General features: G+C 60.1%; 26 protein-coding genes. 18 read left to right on the top strand and 8 right to left on the bottom strand.

The window, feature by feature from the left end:
* Positions 1 to 24 precede the first annotated feature (24 nt).
* From mnmE to hemE, 4 genes are all read right to left on the bottom strand, one after another.
* Positions 25 to 1,344, bottom strand: a complete 1,320-nt coding sequence (mnmE, locus tag BBJ66_RS06590) for a tRNA uridine-5-carboxymethylaminomethyl(34) synthesis GTPase MnmE (RefSeq protein WP_190238075.1) — start codon at positions 1,342 to 1,344, stop codon at positions 25 to 27.
* A 102-nt stretch (positions 1,345 to 1,446) separates the two neighbouring features.
* Positions 1,447 to 2,712, bottom strand: coding sequence for a transcription termination factor Rho (gene rho / locus BBJ66_RS06585; RefSeq protein WP_003589536.1), 1,266 nt, complete (start codon positions 2,710 to 2,712; stop codon positions 1,447 to 1,449).
* Between the two features lie 199 nt (positions 2,713 to 2,911).
* Complete coding sequence (gene hemJ / locus BBJ66_RS06580) at positions 2,912 to 3,454, bottom strand: protoporphyrinogen oxidase HemJ (protein ID WP_184340531.1); 543 nt, start codon at positions 3,452 to 3,454, stop codon at positions 2,912 to 2,914.
* The gene (gene hemE, locus BBJ66_RS06575; protein WP_071085816.1) at positions 3,451 to 4,482 is read right to left on the bottom strand and encodes a uroporphyrinogen decarboxylase; all 1,032 of its coding nucleotides are present in this window, start codon (positions 4,480 to 4,482) and stop codon (positions 3,451 to 3,453) included. Before hemE ends, hemJ begins: the two co-directional genes overlap by 4 nt.
* A gap of 400 nt (positions 4,483 to 4,882) precedes the next feature.
* Here hemE and BBJ66_RS06570 point away from each other — a divergent pair, with 400 nt between their 5' ends.
* From BBJ66_RS06570 to dnaQ, 5 genes are read left to right on the top strand one after another with little or no spacing between them, the layout of a single operon-like run.
* Positions 4,883 to 5,704, top strand: a complete 822-nt coding sequence (locus BBJ66_RS06570; RefSeq protein ID WP_049732654.1) for a pyruvate, water dikinase regulatory protein — start codon at positions 4,883 to 4,885, stop codon at positions 5,702 to 5,704.
* A gap of 33 nt (positions 5,705 to 5,737) precedes the next feature.
* The gene (locus BBJ66_RS06565; protein WP_049732655.1) at positions 5,738 to 6,337 is read left to right on the top strand and encodes a Maf-like protein; all 600 of its coding nucleotides are present in this window, start codon (positions 5,738 to 5,740) and stop codon (positions 6,335 to 6,337) included.
* Positions 6,330 to 7,187 (top strand): shikimate dehydrogenase, encoded by an 858-nt coding sequence (locus BBJ66_RS06560; RefSeq protein ID WP_071085814.1) that lies wholly within the window; start codon positions 6,330 to 6,332, stop codon positions 7,185 to 7,187. The genes BBJ66_RS06565 and BBJ66_RS06560 overlap by 8 nt, the downstream gene beginning before the upstream one ends.
* Positions 7,187 to 7,798 carry a dephospho-CoA kinase gene (gene coaE, locus BBJ66_RS06555; RefSeq protein ID WP_049732657.1) on the top strand — a complete coding sequence of 204 codons (612 nt, stop codon included), beginning with the start codon at positions 7,187 to 7,189 and terminating at the stop codon, positions 7,796 to 7,798. The genes BBJ66_RS06560 and coaE overlap by 1 nt, the downstream gene beginning before the upstream one ends.
* Positions 7,791 to 8,528 (top strand): DNA polymerase III subunit epsilon, encoded by a 738-nt coding sequence (gene dnaQ, locus BBJ66_RS06550; protein WP_049732658.1) that lies wholly within the window; start codon positions 7,791 to 7,793, stop codon positions 8,526 to 8,528. Before coaE ends, dnaQ begins: the two co-directional genes overlap by 8 nt.
* Before the next feature lie 66 nt (positions 8,529 to 8,594).
* Here the strand turns inward: dnaQ and secB are convergent, their stop codons facing one another.
* Together secB and BBJ66_RS06540 are read right to left on the bottom strand one after the other, a co-directional pair.
* Positions 8,595 to 9,077: a protein-export chaperone SecB gene (secB, locus tag BBJ66_RS06545; protein WP_049732659.1), complete on the bottom strand. Its 483-nt coding sequence runs from the start codon at positions 9,075 to 9,077 to the stop codon at positions 8,595 to 8,597.
* A gap of 101 nt (positions 9,078 to 9,178) precedes the next feature.
* Entirely contained in the window at positions 9,179 to 9,685 is a 507-nt protein-coding gene (locus BBJ66_RS06540) for an FxsA family protein (RefSeq protein ID WP_049732704.1), read from the bottom strand.
* 131 nt (positions 9,686 to 9,816) lie between these two features.
* Between BBJ66_RS06540 and BBJ66_RS06535 the strand changes: the two genes are divergently transcribed.
* The 5 genes from BBJ66_RS06535 to gyrB all read left to right on the top strand — a co-directional run bounded on the left by BBJ66_RS06535 (position 9,817) and on the right by gyrB (position 15,167).
* The gene (locus BBJ66_RS06535) at positions 9,817 to 10,521 is read left to right on the top strand and encodes a Tim44/TimA family putative adaptor protein (protein ID WP_049732660.1); all 705 of its coding nucleotides are present in this window, start codon (positions 9,817 to 9,819) and stop codon (positions 10,519 to 10,521) included.
* On the top strand, positions 10,514 to 11,653 hold the full coding sequence (gene mltA, locus BBJ66_RS06530; RefSeq protein WP_071085812.1) for a murein transglycosylase A: 1,140 nt from the start codon (positions 10,514 to 10,516) through the stop codon (positions 11,651 to 11,653). Before BBJ66_RS06535 ends, mltA begins: the two co-directional genes overlap by 8 nt.
* On the top strand, positions 11,653 to 12,222 hold the full coding sequence (locus tag BBJ66_RS06525; RefSeq protein ID WP_071085810.1) for a Smr/MutS family protein: 570 nt from the start codon (positions 11,653 to 11,655) through the stop codon (positions 12,220 to 12,222). The genes mltA and BBJ66_RS06525 overlap by 1 nt, the downstream gene beginning before the upstream one ends.
* Positions 12,219 to 12,596: a helix-turn-helix domain-containing protein gene (locus BBJ66_RS06520; protein WP_003544097.1), complete on the top strand. Its 378-nt coding sequence runs from the start codon at positions 12,219 to 12,221 to the stop codon at positions 12,594 to 12,596. The genes BBJ66_RS06525 and BBJ66_RS06520 overlap by 4 nt, the downstream gene beginning before the upstream one ends.
* A gap of 135 nt (positions 12,597 to 12,731) precedes the next feature.
* A complete protein-coding gene (gene gyrB / locus BBJ66_RS06515; protein WP_049732705.1) occupies positions 12,732 to 15,167 on the top strand; it encodes a DNA topoisomerase (ATP-hydrolyzing) subunit B in 2,436 nt (811 codons plus the stop codon).
* 76 nt (positions 15,168 to 15,243) lie between these two features.
* On the opposite strand, the gene BBJ66_RS06510 is transcribed toward gyrB, so the two are convergent.
* Both BBJ66_RS06510 and BBJ66_RS06505 read right to left on the bottom strand, forming a co-directional pair.
* Complete coding sequence (locus BBJ66_RS06510; protein ID WP_071085807.1) at positions 15,244 to 15,843, bottom strand: nitroreductase family protein; 600 nt, start codon at positions 15,841 to 15,843, stop codon at positions 15,244 to 15,246.
* Positions 15,844 to 15,887: 44 nt separating this feature from the next.
* Complete coding sequence (locus BBJ66_RS06505; RefSeq protein ID WP_071085988.1) at positions 15,888 to 16,172, bottom strand: DUF2218 domain-containing protein; 285 nt, start codon at positions 16,170 to 16,172, stop codon at positions 15,888 to 15,890.
* Between the two features lie 171 nt (positions 16,173 to 16,343).
* Between BBJ66_RS06505 and BBJ66_RS06500 the strand changes: the two genes are divergently transcribed.
* From BBJ66_RS06500 to trpA, 8 genes are all read left to right on the top strand, one after another.
* Positions 16,344 to 17,303 (top strand): glutathione S-transferase family protein, encoded by a 960-nt coding sequence (locus BBJ66_RS06500; protein ID WP_083335524.1) that lies wholly within the window; start codon positions 16,344 to 16,346, stop codon positions 17,301 to 17,303.
* Positions 17,304 to 17,444: 141 nt separating this feature from the next.
* Entirely contained in the window at positions 17,445 to 18,287 is an 843-nt protein-coding gene (locus BBJ66_RS06495) for a fumarylacetoacetate hydrolase family protein (protein WP_049732665.1), read from the top strand.
* A 201-nt stretch (positions 18,288 to 18,488) separates the two neighbouring features.
* Complete coding sequence (locus BBJ66_RS06490; protein WP_071085986.1) at positions 18,489 to 19,769, top strand: polyhydroxyalkanoate depolymerase; 1,281 nt, start codon at positions 18,489 to 18,491, stop codon at positions 19,767 to 19,769.
* Positions 19,770 to 19,913: 144 nt separating this feature from the next.
* On the top strand, positions 19,914 to 20,348 hold the full coding sequence (locus BBJ66_RS06485; RefSeq protein WP_012559402.1) for a DUF2852 domain-containing protein: 435 nt from the start codon (positions 19,914 to 19,916) through the stop codon (positions 20,346 to 20,348).
* An 87-nt stretch (positions 20,349 to 20,435) separates the two neighbouring features.
* Positions 20,436 to 21,194: a M48 family metallopeptidase gene (locus BBJ66_RS06480; protein WP_071085803.1), complete on the top strand. Its 759-nt coding sequence runs from the start codon at positions 20,436 to 20,438 to the stop codon at positions 21,192 to 21,194.
* A 75-nt stretch (positions 21,195 to 21,269) separates the two neighbouring features.
* Positions 21,270 to 21,938, top strand: a complete 669-nt coding sequence (locus BBJ66_RS06475) for a phosphoribosylanthranilate isomerase (RefSeq protein WP_071085801.1) — start codon at positions 21,270 to 21,272, stop codon at positions 21,936 to 21,938.
* A gap of 2 nt (positions 21,939 to 21,940) precedes the next feature.
* Complete coding sequence (trpB, locus tag BBJ66_RS06470) at positions 21,941 to 23,161, top strand: tryptophan synthase subunit beta (RefSeq protein ID WP_049732669.1); 1,221 nt, start codon at positions 21,941 to 21,943, stop codon at positions 23,159 to 23,161.
* 3 nt (positions 23,162 to 23,164) lie between these two features.
* Positions 23,165 to 24,004, top strand: coding sequence for a tryptophan synthase subunit alpha (gene trpA / locus BBJ66_RS06465; RefSeq protein WP_049732670.1), 840 nt, complete (start codon positions 23,165 to 23,167; stop codon positions 24,002 to 24,004).
* Positions 24,005 to 24,035 lie beyond the last annotated feature (31 nt).

Below are 24,035 nucleotides of genomic sequence, written 5' to 3'. Positions count from 1 at the left end.
CATATACCGGGTGTTTCACGTGAATCACTTGCCGATACAAAACTCCGAGAAGATCACCCCGAGCAGCTGTTCCACATCCACTCTGCCGGTAATTCTCCCCAAATAGTCCGCAGCAACGCGAAGCTGTTCCGTCCGCAGCTCTAGATTGATGTCCGTCGCCAATATCGCCAATTCAAGCGCCGCCAAACATTTCGTGAGCGAATCCTTATGCCGTTGCCGACTGGGGACCGCCATGGACAGGCCGGTAAACCGCGTCGCGACGTTCTTGCCGATCAGCTGTCGCAATTCCGGCAAGCCATCACCGGTTGCCGCCGAGATCTGCAGATCGTAATGAGCCGAGACGGCATCCCCAAGGTCCTTCTTCGTCCCGACAGTAACATGCGGCAAAGCCGGGTCCAAGTCGTCGGGGAGTAAGGGGTTCGTCATGTCGAGCAGCAGCAGCACGAGATCGGCATCGCGAAGCGCAACACGGGCCCGCCGCACACCCTCCATCTCAACACGATCATCCGCCTGACGAAGACCTGCCGTGTCATAGAGCTTGATCAGATAGCCATCAATATCGAGATCGACCTGCAGAATATCGCGGGTGGTTCCGGCGATCTCGGTGACAATGGCCACGTCGCGCTGAGCCAGAGCGTTCAGCAGGCTGGATTTCCCGGCGTTCGGGGCACCGGCGATCACCACTTTGAAGCCGTCCCTGATGATCTCTCCCGCCGAAGCTGCCGCGAGATGCTCGCCGATATCGTGGCGCAGCCTTTCCATATCGGCCCAGACCATCTCGGACACCGAACCGGGGACGTCGTCCTCGTCGGCAAAATCGAGTTCCGCCTCGATCAATGCGCGGGCGCGCGTCAATCGTTCCGCCCACGAATCGTAAATGAGGGACAGCCCGCCGGCGCTCTGTTCGACAGCAAGCCGTCGCTGCATCTCGGTTTCGGCACCGATGAGATCGGCCAAGCCTTCGACTTCGACGAGATCAAGCTTGCCGTTTTCAAAAGCCCGGCGGGAGAACTCACCTTCAACCGCCATTCGAGCGCCTGGAACATCGCCAAGCTCTTGAAACAACGCCGCCAGCACGGCTTTGCTGCCGTGCAGCTGCAGTTCGGCCACGTCTTCGCCGGTAAACGAGTGTGGTGCGGGAAAGAATAATACCAGGCCGTTATCGATCGGTTGATTGTTACGAGTCCGAATTGTTCGACGCGATGCATACCGCGCTCTCGGAACTGATCCGATAAGCCCGACCAAGATCTCCTTGGTTAACGGGCCGCTAATTCGAACGACCGACACACCAGAGGGCGTGGCACCGCTCGACAGCGCAAAGATCGTATCATGCAACATTCCAATATCGCCTGTTTCGGTTCCAACCCGAATCGATCCTGCCAAACAGAAAAGCTGGCGACATCGTTCGGATGCCCCCAGCTTCTGTAGGATGAATCCGGCTAAGGATTATGTATTCATCGAGTCGAAGAAGTCGGAATTGTTCTTCGTCTGCTTCAGCTTGTCGATCAGGAATTCGATCGCATCGGTTGTCCCCATCGGCGCCAGAATGCGGCGAAGCACGAAGATCTTCTGCAGATCCTGGCGAGGAACGAGCAGGTCTTCCTTGCGCGTGCCGGACTTCAGAATATCCATCGCCGGGAAGATGCGCTTGTCGGCGACCTTGCGGTCGAGGACGATTTCCGAGTTGCCGGTGCCCTTGAACTCTTCGAAGATGACTTCGTCCATACGGCTGCCGGTGTCGATCAGCGCCGTGGCGATGATCGTCAGCGAACCGCCTTCCTCGATGTTGCGCGCGGCGCCGAAGAAGCGCTTCGGGCGCTGCAGCGCATTGGCGTCGACACCGCCGGTCAGCACCTTGCCGGAGGAGGGAACGACGGTGTTGTAAGCGCGCCCAAGACGGGTGATCGAATCGAGCAGGATGACGACGTCGCGTCCATGTTCAACAAGACGCTTGGCCTTTTCGATGACCATTTCCGCCACCTGGACGTGGCGTACAGCCGGTTCGTCGAAGGTCGAGGAGATGACTTCACCGCGGACGGAGCGCTGCATGTCGGTCACTTCCTCGGGGCGTTCATCGATCAGCAGAACGATGAGATAGCATTCCGGATGGTTTGCCGTGATCGAATGAGCGATGTTCTGCAGCAGCACGGTCTTACCGGTGCGCGGCGGTGCGACGATCAATCCGCGCTGACCCTTGCCGAGCGGCGCCACCAGGTCGATCACCCGCGGCGACAGATCCTTGGAAGTGGGGATCTCGAGTTCCATCTTGAAGCGCTCGTTCGGATAGAGCGGCGTCAGATTGTCGAAATGCACCTTGTGACGGATCTTTTCCGGATCGTCGAAATTGATGGTGTTGACTTTCAGCAGCGCGAAATAGCGCTCGCCTTCTTTTGGTCCCCGGATCGGTCCTTCGACCGTATCGCCTGTTTTGAGCGAGAACCGGCGAATCTGCGACGGCGAGATATAGATATCGTCCGGACCCGGCAGGTAGTTTGCATTGGCCGACCGCAGAAAACCGAAACCATCCTGCAGAACCTCGACGACCCCTTCGCCGATAATTTCGACATCCTGGCTGGCGAGCATCTTGAGGATCGCAAACATCAGCTCCTGCTTGCGCATCGTGCTGGCATTCTCGACCTCGAGCGATTCGGCGAAAGCCAGAAGATCCGTCGGGGATTTGCTTTTAAGTTCCTGAAGCTTCATTTCAGCCATGAAGTGACCAATACTCTTTTCAATTTTGCAGGGGAAAGGCGATGTTGGGTCGTATTCGGTACTGCGAAAGGGCTCGCAGACGACTGAACTCTACACACATGCCACGTAGATGAGGTGCGCGGAAAATAGCGACTCGTTATCGCCGCCGCAAGAGGGCTGCTTAAAATGAAGCAAATTTAACCTGAGGACGATTTTCGCCTCAGAACGGCTTGACCACGACAAGGATCACGATCACGATCATCAGCAAGGTCGGCGCCTCGTTCATGAAGCGCCAATAGCGCGCGGAGCGGCGATTTTCATCTCGCTCGAAGGCTCGGACGGCGCGGCTGAAAAACATATGAACACCGGTCAGCAGCACGACGAGGCCGATCTTGGCATGCAGCCAGCCGCCCTGGAATCCATAGACCGACCAGGCAAGATAGAGGCCGAAAATCCATGTCAGCATCATCGCCGGCGTCATGATGACCCGAAGCAGCCGGCGCTCCATCACCTTGAAAGTTTCCGATTGCACCGAACCCGGTTCGGCATCGGTGTGGTAGATGAACAGCCGCGGCATATAGAACAACCCGGCCATCCAGGAAATCACCGCGATGATGTGGAGCGCCTTGATCCAGAGATAGAGATTGTCCGGGTTCCAGGCAAAAAGCCCGACCGCCATCAGGGCGAAGAAAGCCAAAGCAAAATGGGCGCGCCGGCGGGCATAGGCGCCGGGCCGGCGATCGGTCTGCTTTTCCACCGTCACGTCGACCCCCGCACGCGATCGACCAGCAGGCGCACATGCTCGGGATCGGCCTGTGGCGTGATGCCGTGGCCGAGATTGAAGATCAGCGGTCCATGGCCGAGATGCTGCAGAATATCGTCGATACCCTCTTCCAGCGCCCGGCCGCCGGCAACGACGCGCATTGGATCGAGGTTGCCCTGAACCGGTCCATCCTTCTGCAGTTCGGCGGCAAAGGCCAAAGGCACCGACCAATCGAGGCCAATCGCATCGGCGCCGGTCTTCTGACGATATGTTTTCAGCTGATAGCCAGCGCCCTTGGCAAAGGCGATGATCCGCGCGTGCGGCCGCTGCGATTTGACCGAAGCGATCATTCGCGCAACCGGCCTGATCGCGAACGCCTCGAACTCCCTCTCGCCGAGAACGCCGGCCCAGGAATCGAAGATCTGCACCGCGTCGGCGCCGGCATCGATCTGCGCGACGAGATAGTCGGCCGAGACGTCGGCAAGCAGCATCAGCAGATGTTCGAAGGCGCGGGGATGGCGATAGGCGAAGAGACGGGCAGGGGCCTGATCCGGCGTACCGTGACCGGCGATCATATAGGTCGCAACCGTCCAGGGCGCGCCGCAGAAGCCGAGCAGCGTCGTTTCATCAGGCAGCTCCTCACGCAACCGCCGCACCGTCTTCAGAACCGGCTGGAGATAATCGACAACCTCTTCCCCGCTCAATCGACCAATACCGGCTTCATCGATCGGATCCATCTCCGGGCCATGGCCCTCGGTAAAGCGGACATTCCGTTTCATCGCGTCAGGAATGACCAGGATATCGGAAAACAGGATCGCCGCATCAAAGCCATAACGGCGGATCGGCTGCAATGTCACTTCGACGGCGTAATCGGGCGTGTAGCAGAGATCGAGGAAACTTCCGGCCTTTGCCCGCGTCTCCCGATATTCCGGGAGATAACGCCCAGCCTGCCTCATCAGCCAGAGAGGAGGAGGGGAGAGGCTTTCGCCATCGAGAACCCTCATGATCTTTCGGCGCGTTTCGCTCAAGCGCTTCTTCCCTATAAAAAATCAAAGATATTTTAAAAGGTTTCTATTTCTTAGAGTCGGTGTCTATCAAGGATTAAAATCTATCCACCGCCGACGCCATTTGTCGCGTGCCCGTAAAAAATCTTGGAAGCATTTCACAATTCTGCGGAAAGTTCGGGGAGAAGCCGAATCTGAAAATGATTCCAAATCCTTCCGGACAGGTGATTTTTCTTGTCGCTGTGGATAAGCTGTGGAGCTGGTCTCAACAAATCAACCTGTTCCCCATCATCCACAGGGCCCGCCGAAACCGATCCGCAAAATTCGAAATGTGGATAAAGAGGCATGTTTTCCCTTGCCGGGAGCTGCCTCCCCGCCTTAGCTCTCTTTCATCCAGTGTTTTCAACAGGCAGCGGAAAATAGCGTGGAGAACAGAACGAACTTCTTTCATCTGCATCTGATTTCTGACTCAACCGGAGAGACTCTGATCTCTGCCGGCCGCGCCGCATCGGCACAATTCAGATCCGCTCAGCCGATCGAACATGTCTATCCGCTGATCCGCAACCGCAAGCAGCTGCTGCCGGTTCTGCAGGCGATCGATGACGCCCCCGGCATCGTGCTCTATACGATCGTCGACCGGGAGCTTGCCAGTCTGATCGACGAGCGTTGCGTCGAGATGGGTGTCGCCTCTGTGAATGTGCTGGAGCCTGTGATGAACGCGTTCCAGATCTATCTCGGTGCACCCTCGCGCCGTCGCGTCGGCGCCCAGCATGTGATGAATGCCGGCTACTTCGCGCGTATCGAAGCGCTGAATTTCACCATGGATCATGACGACGGCCAGATGCCGGACGATTACAATGACGCCGATGTTGTCATCATCGGCATCAGCCGCACGTCGAAAACACCGACCAGCATCTACCTCGCCAACCGCGGCATCAAGACGGCGAACATTCCGATCGTGTATGGCGTGCCATTGCCGGAAAGCCTGTTCGTCGCGACCAAGCCGCTGATCGTCTGCCTGATCGCCACCACCGACCGTATCTCCCAGGTGCGCGAAAATCGCATCCTCGGCGCCACGCATGGCTTCGATCGTGAACATTATACCGATCGCGCCGCGATTTCCGAGGAGCTGAAATATGCCCGCTCGCTCTGCGCTCGCCACAACTGGCCGCTGATCGACGTGACCCGCCGCTCGATCGAAGAAACCGCCGCGGCAATCGTTGCCCTGCGCCCGAAGCTGCGTTAAGCGCTGACCGGCAGTCGCTCCATCGAGGAACCCATGACGCAGAAACTCATCCTCGCATCGTCGAGCCCCTTTCGGCGGATGCTGATGGAAAATGCCGGTCTATCCTTTGAGGCGCATGCCGCAAGGATCGATGAACGGGCGGTCGAGGCGCCGCTTGAGAAAGCCGGCGCAACACCGGATGCGGTGGCCCTCGTCCTGGCCAAGGCCAAAGCCGAGGATGTCAGTAGCCGTTTTCCGGACAGACTGGTCATCGGTTCGGATCAGACGATGTCGCTCGGCGATCGCGTCTTCCACAAGCCGCGCGATATGGCTGATGCCGCCAACCACCTTCAGGCGCTTTCCGGCGTGACCCACCGGCTGAACAGCGCCGTCGCGATCGTCAGCAATGGTGCAGTGGTGTGGGAACATCTCGCCCATGCCGATCTGACGATGCGGCCGTTGACGGTGGAATTCATTGCCAGGCATCTGGCGCGGGTTGGCGACAGGGCGCTGTCCAGCGTCGGCGCCTATCAGTTGGAGGGGGAGGGCATTCAGCTCTTCGAGAAAATCGAGGGTGACTATTTCACCATCCTCGGCCTGCCCATGCTGCCTCTCTTAAAAAAATTGCGAGACCTAGGAGCGATCGATGGGTGATTCACGTGAAACATTCGGGCCGAAAGCCTTTGTCACGGGTTTTCCGATCAAGCATTCGCGCTCGCCGTTGATCCACGGATATTGGCTGAAGACGCTGGGTCTGCCAGGCAGCTATCGCGCCCATGAAGTGGCGCCCGAGGCCTTTGCCGATTTCATCGCTACGCTGAAGGATGGCAGTTCCGGCTTTGTCGGCGGCAATGTCACCATTCCCCATAAGGAGCTGGCTTTCCGTCTCGCCGACAAGCCTGACGAATTATCGCACGAGCTCGGTGCGTCAAATACGCTTTGGCTGGAAGACGGTCTGCTGCAGGCGACGAATACCGACGGCCGCGGCTTCACCGCCAATCTCGACGAACGTCATCCGGGCTGGGACCGGCATGACACGGCCGTCGTCTTTGGCGCCGGCGGCGCCAGCCGGGCGATCATCCAGGCGGTTCGAGACCGCGGTTTCAAAGAGATCCACGTCGTCAACCGAACCGTCGAACGGGCGCGTGAACTGGCCGATCGCTTCGGTCCGAAAGTTTTCGCCCATCCGGCCGCAGCACTTGCCGAAGTCATGAAAGGCGCCGGCCTCTTCATCAACACCACTTCGCTCGGCATGGACGGCGAGGTCGCACCCCAGCTCGATTTCACGCCGCTTGCAGCCGACGCCGTCGTCACCGATATCGTCTATATCCCCTTGAAGACGCCGATCCTGGCGCAGGCGCAAGAACAGGGATTTTCCACTGTCGATGGCCTCGGTATGCTGCTGCATCAGGCCGTTCCGGGTTTTGAAAAATGGTTCGGCCAGCGTCCCGTCGTCGACGCCGCGCTGCGCGCGCTGATCATCGCGGATATGGAAGCCCATTGATGCTGAAGATCGGACTGACCGGCTCCATCGGTATGGGAAAATCGACGGCGGGCAAACTCTTCGCCGAGGCTGGAATCCCGCTGAACGATTCGGATGCCGTGGTCCACGATCTCTATGCCGGCGAGGCAGCACCCCTGGTGGATGCCGCCTTTCCCGGTACGATGAAGGATGGAGCCGTCGACCGGCACGAACTCGGCCGTCAGCTGGCGCTTGATCCCGATGGCTTCAAACGCCTCGAAGCGATCGTCCATCCGCTGGTGCGCAAACGTGAGACGCAATTTCTGAAGCGGCAGCGCGCCGCCGGTGCTGAGATGGTCGTCCTTGATATTCCGCTGCTCTTCGAAACCGGCGCCTGGGAAAGAGTGGATGTCGTCGTCGTCGTCAGCGCCGGTCCACAGATTCAGCGCGAGAGGGTGCTTGCGCGCGAAGGCATGACCGAGGAAAAATTCGAGATGATTCTCTCACGCCAGACGCCGGACACGGAAAAACGGCGCCGGGCGGATTATCTGATCGACAGCAGCCGCAGTATCGCGGAGACGAAGGAACGGGTGCTCGAGATTATCGCCGACCTGAAAATACGGATTGCCAAAGGAGATTTCCGGAATGCGTGAGATCATCTTCGATACGGAAACCACCGGCCTCGACAATCGCGCCGACCGCATCATCGAAATCGGCGGCATCGAGCTCTTCAACCATTTCCCCACCGGCAACGTGATCCATATCTTCATCAATCCCGGCGATCAGAAGGTTCATCCGGATGCGCTCGCCGTGCACGGCATTACCGACGAATTTCTGAAGGACAAGAAGCCTTTCGCGGAGGTCGCCGAAGAAATCCTTGCCTTCTTCGGCGATGCCAAGTGGATCGCCCACAACGCCACCTTCGATATGGGCTTCATCAACGCCGAATTGGCGCGGATCGGTTTGCCGCCGATCCTGCCAGAGCGGGTGGTCGATACGCTGTCGATGGCGCGGCGCAAACATCCGATGGGGCCGAATTCGCTCGACGCGCTCTGCCGCCGTTACGGCATCGACAATTCGCACCGCACCAAACACGGCGCGCTGCTCGACTCCGAACTGCTCGCCGAGGTCTATATCGAGATGATCGGCGGCAGGCAGGCAGCTTTCGGCCTGAGCATGACCGCTACATCGGGTCAGAATGGTCGCGGCGATGGGGCGGAGGAAGAGGATGTGGTGATTGCATCCGTGCTCGAGCGGCCCCGCCCGCTTGCCGCCCGCCTCAGCCAGTCCGAGGCGCAGGCGCATGAGGCGCTCGTCGCCAAGCTCGGCGAAAAAGGCATCTGGGCGAAATACGCCAACCTCGATCAAACCGGCCGCAATTAAACCGGCCTCAATTGAAAATGCCCGGGACCAGCCCGGGCATCCGCATCTCAGAGAAAAAACATCCGCTCAGTTCGGAACGGCCTGAACCTTGGCGCGGGCCTGTTCTTCGGCAACGCGCTGAGCGAACATCTGCGTGAAGTCGATCGGGTCGATCATCAGCGGCGGGAAACCGCCGTTGCGGGTGACGTCAGCGATGATCTGACGGGCGAAGGGGAAAAGCATGCGCGGGCACTCGATGAAGAGAACCGGCAGCATGTGTTCCTGCGGGAAACCAGCAACGCGGAAGACGCCGCCATAGGTGAGTTCGGCATGGAAAACCGTCTTGTCGCCGTCCTTGGCTTCGGCATTCAGCGACAGCACGACATCGAAATCCGTATCCGAAAGCGGGTTGGCGTTGACGTTCACATTGATGTTGATCGTCGGCGCCTTGTCGCGGGCCTGCAGCGAACGCGGCGCACCCGGATTTTCGAAGGAGAGATCCTTGGTATATTGCGCAAGGATCGAAAGGGTGGGGCTGGCCGCACCGTTGCTGTTGTTATCGTCTGCCATTGGCTTTTCCTCGAGGGGCATGGGAATGGTGCCGCCATCTAACATTTCAGGGAAGGGCTTACAACCCTGGGCGCTTGGCGCCGTTGATCGGTCGAAGTGCTTCAATCGCCAAGATGTTTGCCCGACCATGGCGAGTTGCGGTCCGGCTCCCTATGATAGTCCTCCTCGTCGAGATCGACCACCTTCGAATTCGGCTTGCGGTCGCGGAAATCGGGTTTTGGGCCGGTGGAAAAACCGCCCTCTGCATTGACGGTGACGAAGCGTTTGGCGATCGCCCGCCAGACGAGTTCGCGCACCGGCGGAATGAGAATGAGGATCGCGACGATATCGGTGAGGAAGCCGGGAATGATCAGCAGCAGCGAGGCGATGACGTTCATCGCCGGCCGCAGCAACTCGCGCCCCGGCATCACCCCGTTTCGTCCTTCGCTCGACATGCGGCGCAAAATACCGATGCCCTGCCGGCGCAGCAGAACCATCCCGAGAACGAAGCCCAGCATGACAAGCGCCAGCGTCAGCCACAATCCGATGGCCCGGCCGACGACGACGAAACCGGCAATTTCGGCGAGCGGCAGCAGCAGAATGAAAGCTGGCAGGATCGAAAAACGCATGGTCGTCATGTCCCGGGCTTGCCGGTCTCCTCTTGGCGCCGGCGAAGATGCCAGCCATCATTTGAATCATCTGTATAGGCAGACTATATGGGAGTACAAATCAGAGATGTTAACGGCGGCTGCGATACGATATGAGTTCGAACGACTTCATCACATTATTCTTCCTGGTGGCGGCTGTGCTGATTTTCTTTCAGCTCCGCTCCGTGCTGGGCCGCCGCACGGGAAATGAGAAGCCGCCGCGCGATCTCTATACGCCGCGCGATGCGGCTCCGGCCGAAGCCGCCGATGCCGGCAAGGTCGTGACGCTGCCGCGCCGCGATTCGACGAGCGAGGATGAGGATCGTTTCGCCGCCATCGATGCCTTCGCCGCACCCGGAACGCCGCTCAACGAATCGCTGCGGGCGCTGAACAAGGCCGATCCCGCCTTCAGCCCGAAGGAGTTTCTGAACGGCGCCCGTATGGCTTACGAGATGATCGTCATGGCCTATGCCGACGGCGACCGGAAAACGCTGAAGAACCTGCTGTCGCGCGAAGTCTATGACGGCTTCGAGGCGGCGATCGGCGAGCGCGAAAGCCGGGGCGAGAAGGTGAAGTCCACCTTCGTCGGCATCGACAAGGCCGAACTCACCCATGCGGAGACGAAGGGCAGCGAAGCGCAGATCACCGTGCGTATCATCAGCCAGCTGATATCGGCGACCTACGACAAGGCGGATGTGCTGATCGAAGGCGACGCCGAAAACGTCGCCGAGGTCAATGACCTCTGGACCTTCGCCCGCGACACCCGCTCGCGCGATCCGAACTGGAAACTCGTGGCGACCGAATCGGAACATGAGTGACCACGCGCCGGACTTCGTCCTGCAGGCCATAAGCTTCGACACTCTGGAAGGCTGGAAGGATGATGATCCCTCCGGCCTTTTTGAGGTCATGCGACGCTGCCGCCGCCAGATCAGCGATGTCAAACCCTACCGCACCGGATCGCTCGGCCTGAGTTCGCAAGACCTGCTTCCGCTTCTGCTGGCCGCCGAGGATTTCACGCCGTCATCGCCCTCATCGGCGCGCGCTTTTTTCGAGACGCATTGCCGCCCCTTCCTGATCCGCCGCAAGGATGGCAATCCCGGCTTCGTCACCGCCTTTTACGAACCTGAGATCGAGGTGTCGGAGCGGCCGGACGACGTTTTCCGTTTCCCTTTCTACCGGCGCCCGGACGATCTGATCGATCTCGACGATGCCAATCGCCCCGCCGAGCTCGACAATTCCTATGCATTCGCCCGCCTGCATGACGGCCATATCGCTGCCTATCCGGATCGCCGCGCCATCGATCAGGGGTTTCTCGAAGGCCGCGGTCTCGAAATCGCCTGGGCGAAGTCGAAGGTCGACGTCTTCTTCGTGCATGTGCAGGGGGCGGCCCGTTTGCGCTACAGCGATGGCCGTATCGGCCGCATCACCTATGCTGCAAAGGCCGGCCATCCCTTCTCGGCGGTCGGCAAGCTGCTGATCGACCGGGGCGAGATTGCTCGCGCCGACATCTCGATGCAGACGATCCGGGCCTGGCTGGCGCGCAATCCCGAGCGTGTCGACGAGGTGCTGTGGCATAACCGCTCCTATATCTTCTTTCGTGAGGCGCCCTCGCAAGCTATCAGCCTGCGAACCGCCGATCTTCAGGCCGGTCCGATCGCGGCGGCCAAGGTGCCGCTTCTTGCGGGCCGTTCGCTTGCCGTCGACCGGCTGATCCATACATTCGGCTTTCCCTTTTTCATCCGCGCCGAAAGCCTCACCCATCTCGATCACGGCCGGCCCTTCCGCCGGCTGATGCTGGCGCTCGATACCGGCTCGGCGATCGTCGGCCCGGCGCGCGGTGATATCTTCACCGGCTCGGGGGATTTGGCGGGAGAAACGGCCGGCACCGTCCGCAACGACGCCGATTTCACCATCCTTATTCCCAAGGCCGCCGCCGGACGGTTCGACTGATGGCCAGGGATCGAAAACTCAGCGCCGATGAGAGGATCCTCTGGGGCAAGGTTGCCCGCAGCACCCGGCCGATGCCTGGTAAGGCGGGTGAGTTGAATGAACTCGATGCCTTTCTCGTCGAGGCCGAAGCCGCCGCCGAACAGGAGAAAGCCGGAAAGCAGGCATCCGCCGCGCCTCTGCCGCTGCAACCAGTAGCGCCTTCGGTCTCGAAACCATCGGCCGGCGTGCATCATCCGCTGGAGAAGCCGGTCAAGCGCAAGATCGCCAAGGGCCGGCTGGCGCTCGAAGCACGGATCGACCTGCACGGTCTGGTGCAGAGCGAGGCTCATGCCATCCTGCTCGATTTCCTGATCCGCGCCCACGAGCGCGGCATGCGTCATGTCTTGGTCATCACCGGCAAGGGCAGCTCGATGGGCAGCGACGGCGCGCTGAAGCGGGCCGTGCCGCTGTGGTTCTCGAAGCCGGAATTCCGCTACCTGATTTCCTCCTACGAGTCGGCCGCACAGCATCATGGCGGTGAGGGTGCGCTCTACATTCGCCTGTCGCGGCGGCATGGGGAAAGGCCATGACCCCCTTCGGAGAGGCGGTTCGCAGGCTGAGAGCGCGCAAGGGTGTCTCGCAGAAGGAGATGGCGGAAGCGCTGAATGTCTCGCCCGCCTATCTCTCGGCGCTGGAACATGGCAAGCGTGGTTTACCGACATTCGATCTGCTGCAGCGCATCGCCGGCTATTTCAACATCATCTGGGATGAGGCCGAGGAACTGTTTCTGCTCGCCCGCTCCTCCGATCCGCGTGTCGTCATCGACACCTCTGGCCTGCCGCCGGAATATACCGAATTTGCCAACCGATTGGCGCGGCGGATTCGCAACCTTGACAGTGCCGAGATCGGCCGGCTATCGGCTCTTCTCGAAAATGGCGGCAAAGGCGACGGAAAAGCGTCATAATCCCCTGTTTTATGCCTTGTTCGGGGGACTTGCCATTGGGAAGTGTGCCCAAAAAACCTATATACGAGAGTGAAGGAAGCCGGTGATTCGCAAGGCCCGCCGCAGCTTTACGACAACAGGGAAAATCTCGACAGAATGAGCGATACATCCGCGACGGAAAACGGCGTAAGCACCGAATATGGCGCAGATTCCATCAAGGTTCTGAAGGGCCTTGATGCCGTGCGCAAACGCCCCGGCATGTATATCGGCGATACCGACGACGGCTCCGGCCTTCACCACATGGTCTATGAAGTCGTCGACAACGCCATCGACGAAGCGCTTGCCGGCCATGCCGACATCGTCACCGTCTCGCTCAATCCGGATGGCTCGGTGACGGTCACCGATAACGGCCGCGGCATCCCGACCGACATTCATAGCGGCGAAGGCGTATCGGCGGCCGAAGTCATCATGACGCAGCTCCATGCCGGCGGCAAATTCGACCAGAATTCCTACAAGGTCTCCGGCGGTCTGCACGGCGTCGGCGTCTCCGTCGTCAACGCCTTGTCAGTCTGGCTGAAACTGAAGATCCGCCGCCAGGGCAACATCCATGAAATGAGCTTCACCCATGGCGTCGCCGATGCGCCGCTGAAGGTCACGGGCGAAGCGCCGAACGAGACCGGCACCGAAGTGAGCTTCATGCCGAGCAGCGATACCTTCACCATGACGGAGTTCGACTACGGCACACTGGAGCATCGCTTGCGCGAACTCGCCTTCCTGAACTCGGGCGTGCGCATCCTGCTGACCGACAAGCGCCATTCCGATATCAAGCAGGAAGAACTGCGCTATGACGGCGGCCTCGAGGCTTTCGTCGCCTATCTCGACCGGGCCAAGAAGTCGCTGGTCGACAAGCCGGTCGCCATCCGCGGCGAAAAGGACGGCATCACCGTCGAAGTCGCGATGTGGTGGAACGACAGCTATCACGAGAACGTGCTCTGCTTCACCAACAACATTCCCCAGCGTGACGGCGGCACGCATATGGCCGGATTCCGCGCGGCATTGACGCGCCAGGTGGTGTCCTATGCCGATAATTCCGGCATCACCAAAAAGGAAAAGGTGACGCTGCAGGGCGAAGATTGCCGCGAGGGCCTGACCGCGGTTCTGTCGGTCAAGGTGCCCGATCCGAAATTCTCCTCGCAGACCAAGGATAAGCTCGTCTCCTCGGAAGTGCGTCCCGTTGTCGAAAGTCTCGTCAACGAGGCGCTGAACACCTGGTTCGAAGAGCATCCGAGTGAAGCAAAGATTCTCGTCGGCAAGGTCGTCGAAGCCGCCGCGGCGCGCGAAGCTGCCCGCAAGGCGCGCGAATTGACCCGCCGCAAGGGCGCTCTCGATATCGCCTCGCTGCCCGGCAAGCTTGCCGACTGCTCCGAACGTGACCCGGCAAAATCCGAAGTCTTCCTCGTCGAGGGTGATTCGGCCGGCGGCTCGGCCAAGCAGGGCCGGTCGCGCGAAAACCAGGCGATCCTGCCGTTGCGCGGCAAGATCCTGAACGTCGAACGCGCCCGTTTCGACAAGATGCTGTCGAGCCAGGAAATCGGCACGCTGATCACCGCGCTCGGCACCGGCATCGGCAAGGACGAGTTCAATGCCGAGAAGCTGCGCTACCATAAAATCATCATCATGACGGACGCCGATGTCGACGGCGCCCATATCCGCACCCTGCTGCTGACCTTCTTCTTCCGCCAGATGCCGGAGCTGATCGAACGCGGTCATCTCTACATTGCCCAGCCGCCGCTCTATAAGGTCGCGCGCGGTAAGTCGGTGCAGTATCTGAAGGACGAAAAGGCGCTCGAGGAATATCTCATCAGCCAGGGTCTGGAAGATGCGGCGCTGAAGCTCGGCAGCGGCGAAGTCCGCACCGGCCAGGATCTGCGCGAGGTCATCCTCGACGCGCTGCGCATGCGCGCTTTGCTCGACAATCTCCATTCGCGTTACAATCGTGCGGTCATCGAACAGGCGGCGATCGCCGGTGCCCTCAATGCCGAGCTCGTCAGCGACCGGGCAAGAGCGCAGGCATTGACGAGCGAGGTGGCACGCCGTCTCGACATTATCGCCGAGGAAACCGAACGCGGCTGGCAGGGCGATCTGAGCAGCGATGGCGGCCTGCGCCTTGAACGCATGGTCCGCGGCGTCAAGGAGATCGTCGTGCTCGACATGGCGCTGATCGGCTCCTCGGATGCCCGGCACATCGATCAGCTGACGTCACGGCTCAAGGAAATCTATCAGACGCCGCCGTCGCTGCATCGCCGCGAAGGCGACCTCGAGATCTCAGGCCCGCGCGCCTTGCTCGACGCAATCTTTGCAACCGGCCGCAAGGGCCTGACCATGCAGCGATACAAGGGTCTTGGCGAGATGAACGCCGAGCAGCTCTGGGAAACGACGCTCGATCCGAACGTGCGTTCGCTGCTGCAGGTCAAGGTCAACGACGCCACCGATGCCGACGGCCTCTTCGCCCGGCTGATGGGGGATGAAGTCGAACCGCGGCGCGAATTCATCCAGGACAACGCATTGAGCGTCGCAAACCTCGATATCTGATTGGTATTTCTTCAATAAAAGCCCCGCCGCTCCCCGTGAACGGCGGGGCTTTTTCGTCCACTTTTGCTGGAATTGCTCAGTTCGCGACGAAACGGCCGTTGAAAGCCACCTCGGAGAGCGGCTTGCGCTGGCTGGGGAATTCGCGCGCTTGATTGCGCTCGGAAAGGACGCTCTTGTCGGCCAGACGGCCGACGGCAACACCGGCCTCGACCCGGTAGCCCTCGGGAATGCCAAACGTCTTGCTGATCTCGTCGTGTTTGATGCCGGCCATGCCATGGGCATAGAACCCCGAGAGACGGGCCTGGAGCGCCAAATATCCCCAGGCGGTGCCGGCGTCGAAGGAATGGGTGTAGCTGGGCTTTTCCTCGGCGGAACCGGCCGCGCCGGTAAAGCTGCGCGACACGACGAAGATCAGCGCCGACGCATTCCTAGCCCATTCCTGATTGGCGTCGACGAGCAATGCGACGAATGTCTCCCAATGCTGAGAACCCTTGAGCGCATAGATGAAGCGCCAGGGTTGGTGGTTGGATGAGGAGGGCGCCCAATGGGCGGCATCGAGCAGGCTGAGCAGCTGTGCCTCCTCGATGATTTCGCCGGTGAAGGCGCGGGGCGACCAGCGGTCGAGAAACATCGGATCGATCGGATATTGGGATTCGCGGCTGTTGCTTTTTGTCATGCTGGTTCCGGGAGCTGGAGGCGGAATTCGGATCGGGGCTTGGGTCAGTCCGTCCAGACGATGTCGAGCTCCTCGCGGAAGGCGAAGCGCTTGAGGTGATCGTCGATGACACCCTGCATCCTTGCCTGCTGTGCGGGATCGGCGACGGAAAGTATCATGGTCAGGCCCGCATCGTCGGCGGCAAACGTCACCTCGGCCGTCTCGCTGAACGGCACCCGGCCCCTATGCGGATCGAAATCGACGCTGAATTTATGGCTCCAGTGTTTGCAGAGCTGCTGCAGGTAGCGGCTTGCATGCTCGGTGCGCACGACGGCTTGGGAGAGGTGCATGTCGAACTCCATCTCATCTCGGACTGCAGCCACTCATATTTCCTGCTTCGCAGCCTTGGCAAGCGTATCGTCGTCGCAGTCGGGGTGTACAGACTGTCTCCATAAAGGCGGCCTCACACCGCCGGCGAAGCAGGATAATGGAAGCCTAGTCAATCGGTCGGAGAGTTGTGCATGCTGGTGAAGGGAAAATGGACGGAGGACTGGCAGCCCGTCCAGGCAAAGGACGAGAAGGGCGGCTTCGTCAGGCAGACCTCGAGTTTCCGCAACTGGGTGACGCCGGATGGTAGCGCCGGGCCGACCGGCGAGGGCGGCTTCAAAGCCAGTGCCGGCCGTTACCATCTCTATGTCGCCTATATCTGTCCCTGGGCGTCGCGCACTCTGATCGGCCGCACGCTGAAGGGGCTGGAAGACACCATTTCCGTTTCCGTCGTCGAGCCGCTGTTGACAAAACAGGGCTGGCGCTTCGGCGATTATCCCGGCGCGACGGAGGATCATGTCAACGGCACGACCTATCTGCACGAAATCTATTCCAGGGCGGCGCCGGATTTCACCGGGCGGGCCACCGTGCCGGTTCTCTGGGACAAGCAGAGAAAGACCATCGTCAACAATGAATCCGCCGATATCCTGCGCATGCTGAACAGCGGCTTCGGCGACCTGGCGAAAAACCCGATCGATCTCTATCCGGCCGAAAGACGCAACGCGATCGATGCTTTCAACGACCGTATCTATCCGGCCCTGAATAACGGCGTCTATCGCGCTGGTTTCGCCACCACGCAGCCTGCTTACGAAGAAGCCTTCGCCGAGGTCTTTGCCTGCCTCGACTGGGTCGAGCCGCAGCTCGAGGATCGGTCCTTTCTTTTCGCCGGGCATCCGACCGAAAGCGATATCCGGCTCTTCGTCACCCTCGTGCGCTTCGACGTCGCCTATCACGGTATCTTCAAATGCAATCTGCGCCGGCTTTCCGACTATGCCAAGCTGCGCGCCTTCTGCCGCCGCATGCTGGATTGGCCGGGCATCGCGGAAACGGTCAACCTCGACCATATCAAGCGCGGCTACTACTCGATCGAAAGTCTCAACCCGGCAGGGATCGTTCCCGTCGGTCCCGATCTTGCAGAAATTTTCAAAGCATAAGGCCGCAATTCATGCGGTTTGGGCCGAAATCCATTCGAATTTCAAGGAAAGCCGTACCGCTTCGCGGCAAAGCCGTAATGACACCGGTGAATAATTCGTTCATAGGTGGCTGCAAATCCGTTTTCCATGAGGAGGAATTCCATGAAGCTGATGCGTGTTGGCCAAGCGGGCAATGAAAAACCCGCGCTTCTCGATGCCGATGGCAAGATCCGCGATCTTTCCGGTCACGTTGCCGATATCGGCGGTGAGGCGATCTCGCCGGCGGGCCTTGCAAAGATCGCGGCAATCGATCCGAAGAGCCTACCGGAGCTTGCCCCCGGTCGTATCGGCGCCTGCGTTGCCGGCACCGGCAAATTCATCTGCATCGGCCTCAATTTCTCCGACCATGCCGCCGAAACCGGCGCCACGGTGCCGCCCGAGCCGGTGATCTTCATGAAGGCGACCTCGGCCATCGTTGGTCCGAATGACAGCGTCCGGATCCCGCGCGGTTCGGAAAAGACCGATTGGGAGGTCGAACTCGGCGTCGTCATCGGCAAGACCGCGAAATATGTCAGCGAAGCCGACGCGCTCGATTACGTCGCCGGCTATTGCGTGTCGCATGATGTTTCCGAGCGCGCCTTCCAGACGGAACGCGCCGGTCAGTGGACCAAGGGCAAATCCTGCGACACCTTCGGACCGATCGGTCCCTGGCTGGTCACCAAGGACGAGATCGCCGATCCGCAAAACCTCGGCATGTGGCTGAAGGTCAACGGCCAGACGATGCAGAACGGCTCGTCCAAGACCATGGTCTATGGTGTCGCCCATATCGTTGCCTATCTCAGCCAGTTCATGTCGCTGCATCCGGGCGACGTCATCTCCACCGGAACGCCTCCTGGTGTCGGCATGGGCATGAAACCGCCACATTATCTCAAGGCCGGCGATGTGGTCGAACTTGGCATCGAGGGTCTCGGCACGCAGAAGCAGACCTTCGTAGCGGATCATTAACGACGCTTTCCGCTGAGAAACTTAAGTTTTCCAGTCGATACTGATGCCGGAGAGTCACTTCTCCGGCATTTCTTGTGCGGTCTGGTTCGTCCATGTTGCTGTGCAACAAAAAACTGTTAGTCTGAGTAACGTGCCCGCGTAACGGAAAGATTCGATGCCTTTCAATCGGCGTCATCTTTTCGATAGAGAAAGGTGGCGCCTTTGTTTTATCAGCTTTATGAATTGAACCATGCCGCTATGGCGCCGTTTCGCGCCGCGGCCGATATCATGCGGTTTGCCTATGCCAATCCGCTCAATCCGTTTTCGCATACGCCGCTCGGCCGGACGATGGCCGCAAGTCTCGAAATGTTCGAACGCACGACGCGCCGCTACGGCAAGCCGGAATTCGGGCTGAAGCAGACGACGATCGGCGATCAGACGGTTTTTGTTCGCGAAGAGGTCGTCTGGTCGCGGCCCTTCTGCAATCTCCTGCATTTCGCCCGCAGTGTTCCAGCCGCCGCCCGCGGCAACGATCCGCGCATCCTGATCGTCGCGCCGATGTCCGGCCATTATGCGACGCTGTTGCGCGGCACGGTGGAGGCGCTGTTGCCGAGTGCCGATGTCTATATCACCGACTGGATCGACGCCCGCATGGTGCCGATGACGGAAGGCAGATTCGATTTCGACGATTATGTCGACTACGTCATCGAGATGCTGCATTTCCTCGGTCACGACACGCATGTGATCGCCGTCTGTCAGCCGTCCGTTCCGGTGCTGGCCGCTGCTGCGGTGATGGAGGAAGCCAATGATCCGCTGTCGCCGGCGTCGATGACGTTGATGGGCGGCCCGATCGACACGCGCATCAACCCGACGGCGGTCAACAAGCTCGCCCAGGAGCGGTCGCTGCAGTGGTTCTCCGACAATGTCATCATGAACGTGCCCTGGCCGCAGCCGGGCTTCATGCGCCCGGTCTATCCTGGATTCCTGCAGCTTTCGGGATTCATGTCGATGAATCTCGACCGGCATCTTGTCGCCCACAAGGAATTCTTCATGCATCTCGTGAAGAACGACGGCGAACCGGAAAAACATCGCGACTTCTACGACGAATATCTCGCAGTCATGGATCTGACCGCCGAATTCTACCTGCAGACGGTCGAGCAGGTCTTCATCAAGCATTCGCTGCCGAAGGGCGAACTGATGCATCGCGGCAAACGCGTCGATCCGGCAGCGATCCGCAAAGTGGCGCTTCTGACCGTCGAAGGCGAGAATGACGATATCTCGGGGGTCGGCCAGACCAAGGCGGCACAGACGATCTGCGTGAACATTCCTGAAGATATGCGCATGCACTATCTGCAGCCGGATGTCGGTCATTATGGTGTTTTCAACGGCTCGCGGTTCCGCCGCGAGATCGCGCCGCGCATCCTCGATTTCGTCCGTCGGCATTCCCGTTCTGCCGTCAAGCCGCCGCTCCCGCGTGTCATCAAGGGCGGCCGCACGGCCTAAATCAGGCATAGCTGAATTAGTAAAACCGATTCAAGGCCTTGTCCGATTTCGCGGGCAATCGTCTTGAAGGTGGTTGTTGCGGTAACCACATCGATTTCAGCGTTCGGTATCCTGCCGGGCGTGGAAAGCGAGGATACCCGCACGATGAACCAGTCAGCATTGCTTCGACCGGATTGGACTCCGGCTACCATTGCCCTGATGATTCTCGGCTTCATGGTTTTCTGGCCTCTGGGTCTTGCCATGCTTGCCTACATCATCTTCGGCGACCGTCTGCGCGGCTTCAAGCGTGACGTCAACCAGGCGACCGATGGCTTCTTTGCCTCCTGCCGCCGTTCGAACGGCCGTCGCCGCCCGCATTTCTCGACCGGCAATGTCGCCTTCGACGACTGGCGCAAGGCCGAGATCGACCGGATCGAGGAAGAGCGCCGCAAGCTCGATGAAATGCGCGAGGAGTTCGACGCCTATATGCGCGAACTTCGCCGCGCCAAGGACCAGGAAGAGTTCGATCGCTTCATGCGTGACCGCAAGAACGCCAAGCGTGACGACAATGGCCCGGTCGCCGAATACCAGACGCCATGACGGCCTGAACGCTGAATTGATGACCGGCATCTCCCGATGCCGGTTTTTCTATGTCCGCTCCGCCGGCGAATCGGATAGAAAATAGCCATGTTCTCACTTCTGAAGACAAGGCCGAAAACCCGGAAACCGGCCCCGCCCGAAACGCGGACGCTTGACGTGGCCGGCCGGCTGATGCCGTTGACCATCAAGCAGCACGACCGGGCGACGCGCATCACCTTGCGCATCGAGCCGGGCGGCCGGGCCTTGAAGATGACGGTGCCGAAAGGTCTTGCGGCGCGCGAGGTCAATGCCTTTCTCGATCGGCACCAGGGTTGGCTGCTCACCAAACTTGCCAAGTTTTCGACCGATGCCGGCCTGCGTGACGGCGGCGAAATTCTCTTTCGCGGCCTTTCCCATCGCATCCAGCATACCGGCAGCTTGCGCGGGCTGACGGAGGCGGTTTCGATAGACGGCAGACCGGTGCTGCGCGTCAGCGGAATGGAGGAACATGTCGGACGGCGCATCGCGGCCTTTCTGAAGAAGGAGGCGCGCGCCGAACTGGTGAAGCTGGCGACGATGCATGCCGCAGCGATCCGGGCGCCGATCCGTTCGATCTCGATGAAGGACACGCGCAGCCGCTGGGGCTCGTGTTCATCGGAGGGAAATCTGAGCTTTTCCTGGCGCATCGTCATGGCGCCGCCCTCGGTGATCGATTATCTCGCCGCCCACGAAGTTGCCCATCTCAGGGAGATGAATCACGGGCCTCGCTTCTGGGCGCTTTGCAAGAAGCTCTGCCCCGGCATGGAGGAAGCGAAATCCTGGCTGAAGCGGCACGGAAGCCAGCTGCACGCCATTGATTTCGACTGACCGACGTTGGCGCTAAATGCAGCCTAGCACGCAAATTGGCTCGACTCTTGCTGCATTTCGTGTCACTTCGCTGCCATGAAACCCGATATCAAGATCTGTGGCTTGAAGACGCCCGAAGCGATCGATCGTGCGCTGAAACGCGGCGCGACCCATATCGGTTTTATCTTTTTCGAAAAGAGCCCACGCTACATCGAGCCGGACCTGGCGGGTAAACTGGCCGAACCGGCACGCGGCAAGGCGAAGATCGTCGCCGTCGTCGTCGATCCCACCAATGACGAGCTGGATGAGATCGTCTCGCTGTTGAAGCCGGATATTCTGCAGCTGCACGGCAACGAGAGCCCCGAACATGTGCTGACGATCAAGGCGCTCTATGGCCTGCCGGTCATGAAAGTCTTTTCCGTGCGCACGGCCGACGATCTGAAGCGCGTTGAAGCCTATATCGGCATCGCCGACCGTTTCCTGTTCGACGCGAAAGCGCCGAAGGGTTCGGAACTGCCCGGCGGCAACGGCATTTCCTTCGACTGGAGCCTTTTGAGCTGGCTCGACGGCAGCATCGACTACATGCTCTCCGGCGGGCTGAACAAGGACAATGTCGCGGATGCGCTTGTGAAGACCAAGGCGCGTGGTATCGACGTCTCCTCGGGTGTCGAAACCGCGCCTGGCGTCAAGAGCGTCGCAATGATCGATGAATTTTTCGATGCGGTCGAAGAGGCGGATGCGCCTGTCATGGCCTCAGGGAGTTGAGAGTGAACGAAACGCCTAAACCGAATTCCTTCCGTTCCGGGCCCGATGAAGACGGCCGTTTCGGCATCTATGGCGGTCGTTTCGTTGCCGAAACATTGATGCCTTTGATCCTCGATCTGCAGGACGAGTGGGATAAGGCGAAGAACGACCCGGCATTCCAGGCCGAATTGAAGCATCTCGGAGCCCATTATATCGGCCGCCCGAGCCCGCTCTATTTCGCCGAACGGCTGACGGCCGAACTCGGCGGCGCGAAGATTTATTTCAAACGCGAGGAACTGAACCACACCGGTTCGCACAAGATCAACAATTGCATCGGCCAGATCCTGCTCGCCAAGCGCATGGGCAAGACCCGCATCATCGCCGAAACCGGCGCCGGCCAGCACGGTGTCGCCTCGGCCACCGTTGCCGCGCGCTTCGGCCTTCCCTGTGTCGTTTATATGGGCGCCACCGACGTGGAGCGTCAGGCGCCGAACGTTTTCCGCATGAAGCTGCTCGGCGCGGAGGTCAAGCCGGTGACGGCGGGCAGCGGCACGCTGAAGGATGCCATGAACGAGGCGCTTCGCGACTGGGTCACCAATGTCGAGGATACCTATTACCTGATCGGAACGGCGGCCGGTCCGCACCCCTATCCGGAGATGGTCCGCGATTTCCAGTCGGTGATCGGCACGGAAGCGAAAGAGCAGATGCTGGCAGCCGAAGGCCGCCTGCCGGATCTCGTCGTCGCTGCCGTCGGCGGCGGTTCGAACGCGATCGGCATTTTCCATCCTTTCCTCGATGATCCCACCGTGAAGATCGTCGGCGTCGAAGCCGGCGGCAAGGGCCTGCAGGGCGACGAACATTGCGCCTCGATCACCGCCGGTTCTCCGGGTGTGCTGCACGGCAACCGCACCTATCTGCTCCAGGATGGCGACGGCCAGATCAAGGAAGGCCATTCGATTTCGGCCGGTCTCGATTATCCCGGCATCGGCCCTGAGCATTCCTGGCTGAACGATACCGGCCGCGTCGACTATGTGCCGATCATGGATCACGAAGCGCTTGAGGCCTTCCAGATCCTGACCCGCCTCGAAGGCATCATCCCGGCGCTCGAGCCTTCGCACGCGATTGCCGAGGTGATCAAGCGCGCACCGAAGATGGGCAAGGACGAGATCATCCTGATGAATCTCTCCGGCCGCGGCGACAAGGATATCTTCACCGTCGGCAAGATTCTGGGAATGGGACTGTAAGACATGACCGCACGCATGGACAAACGCTTTGCCGAGCTGAAGGCCGAGGGCCGTCCGGCGCTTGTGACCTATTTCATGGGCGGCGATCCTGATTACGACACCTCGCTCGGCATCATGAAGGCGCTGCCGGAAGCGGGTTCCGACATTATCGAGCTCGGCATGCCCTTTTCCGATCCGATGGCCGACGGCCCGGCGATTCAGCTCGCCGGTCAGCGTGCGCTGAAAGGCGGCCAGACGCTGAAGAAGACGCTGCAGCTGGCGGCCGATTTCCGCAAGACCAACGACGCCACGCCGATCGTGATGATGGGCTACTACAACCCGATCTATATTTACGGCGTCGAGACATTCCTCGACGACGCGATCGCTGCCGGCATCGACGGCCTGATCGTCGTCGATCTGCCGCCTGAAATGGACGACGAACTCTGCATCCCGGCGATCCGCAAAGGCATCAATTTCATCCGCTTGGCGACGCCGACGACGGATGAGAAGCGCCTGCCGAAGGTTTTGAAGAACACCTCCGGCTTCGTCTATTACGTCTCGATGAACGGCATCACCGGTTCGGCGCTACCGGATCCGTCGCTGGTGTCGGGCGCGGTCGAACGCATCAAGCAGCACACGCAACTGCCCGTCTGCGTCGGCTTCGGCGTCAAGACGGCCGAACACGCGAAGGTCATCGGCGGTTCGGCCGACGGCGTCGTTGTCGGCACCGCCATCGTCAATCAGGTCGCCACGAGCTTGACCGCTGACGGCAAGGCGACGGCGGACACGGTTCAGGCTGTTGCCACGCTGGTGCGCGGCCTTTCCACGGGAACACGTTCGGCGCGCCTTGTTGCTGCCGAATAGTTTGCCCACATTGGCACCAGTCAGTTAGGAG

Origin of the sequence: Rhizobium sp. RSm-3, assembly GCF_001854685.1 — a bacterium.
Taxonomy (GTDB): Bacteria; Pseudomonadota; Alphaproteobacteria; order Rhizobiales; family Rhizobiaceae; genus Rhizobium; species Rhizobium ecuadorense.
This window is presented reverse-complemented; position numbering and strand designations above follow the sequence as displayed.

Coding starts and splice junctions, on each gene's coding strand:
- rho (WP_003589536.1), bottom strand. CDS start 2,712: ATGGCTGAAATGAAGCTTCAGGAACTTAAAAGCAAATCCCCGACGGAT.
- BBJ66_RS06565 (WP_049732655.1), top strand. CDS start 5,738: ATGACGCAGAAACTCATCCTCGCATCGTCGAGCCCCTTTCGGCGGATG.
- BBJ66_RS06560 (WP_071085814.1), top strand. CDS start 6,330: ATGGGTGATTCACGTGAAACATTCGGGCCGAAAGCCTTTGTCACGGGT.
- coaE (WP_049732657.1), top strand. CDS start 7,187: ATGCTGAAGATCGGACTGACCGGCTCCATCGGTATGGGAAAATCGACG.
- dnaQ (WP_049732658.1), top strand. CDS start 7,791: ATGCGTGAGATCATCTTCGATACGGAAACCACCGGCCTCGACAATCGC.
- secB (WP_049732659.1), bottom strand. CDS start 9,077: ATGGCAGACGATAACAACAGCAACGGTGCGGCCAGCCCCACCCTTTCG.
- BBJ66_RS06540 (WP_049732704.1), bottom strand. CDS start 9,685: ATGCGTTTTTCGATCCTGCCAGCTTTCATTCTGCTGCTGCCGCTCGCC.
- BBJ66_RS06535 (WP_049732660.1), top strand. CDS start 9,817: ATGAGTTCGAACGACTTCATCACATTATTCTTCCTGGTGGCGGCTGTG.
- mltA (WP_071085812.1), top strand. CDS start 10,514: ATGAGTGACCACGCGCCGGACTTCGTCCTGCAGGCCATAAGCTTCGAC.
- BBJ66_RS06525 (WP_071085810.1), top strand. CDS start 11,653: ATGGCCAGGGATCGAAAACTCAGCGCCGATGAGAGGATCCTCTGGGGC.
- BBJ66_RS06520 (WP_003544097.1), top strand. CDS start 12,219: ATGACCCCCTTCGGAGAGGCGGTTCGCAGGCTGAGAGCGCGCAAGGGT.
- gyrB (WP_049732705.1), top strand. CDS start 12,732: ATGAGCGATACATCCGCGACGGAAAACGGCGTAAGCACCGAATATGGC.
- BBJ66_RS06510 (WP_071085807.1), bottom strand. CDS start 15,843: ATGACAAAAAGCAACAGCCGCGAATCCCAATATCCGATCGATCCGATG.
- BBJ66_RS06505 (WP_071085988.1), bottom strand. CDS start 16,172: ATGCACCTCTCCCAAGCCGTCGTGCGCACCGAGCATGCAAGCCGCTAC.
- BBJ66_RS06500 (WP_083335524.1), top strand. CDS start 16,344: ATGCTGGTGAAGGGAAAATGGACGGAGGACTGGCAGCCCGTCCAGGCA.
- BBJ66_RS06495 (WP_049732665.1), top strand. CDS start 17,445: ATGAAGCTGATGCGTGTTGGCCAAGCGGGCAATGAAAAACCCGCGCTT.
- BBJ66_RS06485 (WP_012559402.1), top strand. CDS start 19,914: ATGAACCAGTCAGCATTGCTTCGACCGGATTGGACTCCGGCTACCATT.
- BBJ66_RS06480 (WP_071085803.1), top strand. CDS start 20,436: ATGTTCTCACTTCTGAAGACAAGGCCGAAAACCCGGAAACCGGCCCCG.
- BBJ66_RS06475 (WP_071085801.1), top strand. CDS start 21,270: ATGAAACCCGATATCAAGATCTGTGGCTTGAAGACGCCCGAAGCGATC.
- trpA (WP_049732670.1), top strand. CDS start 23,165: ATGACCGCACGCATGGACAAACGCTTTGCCGAGCTGAAGGCCGAGGGC.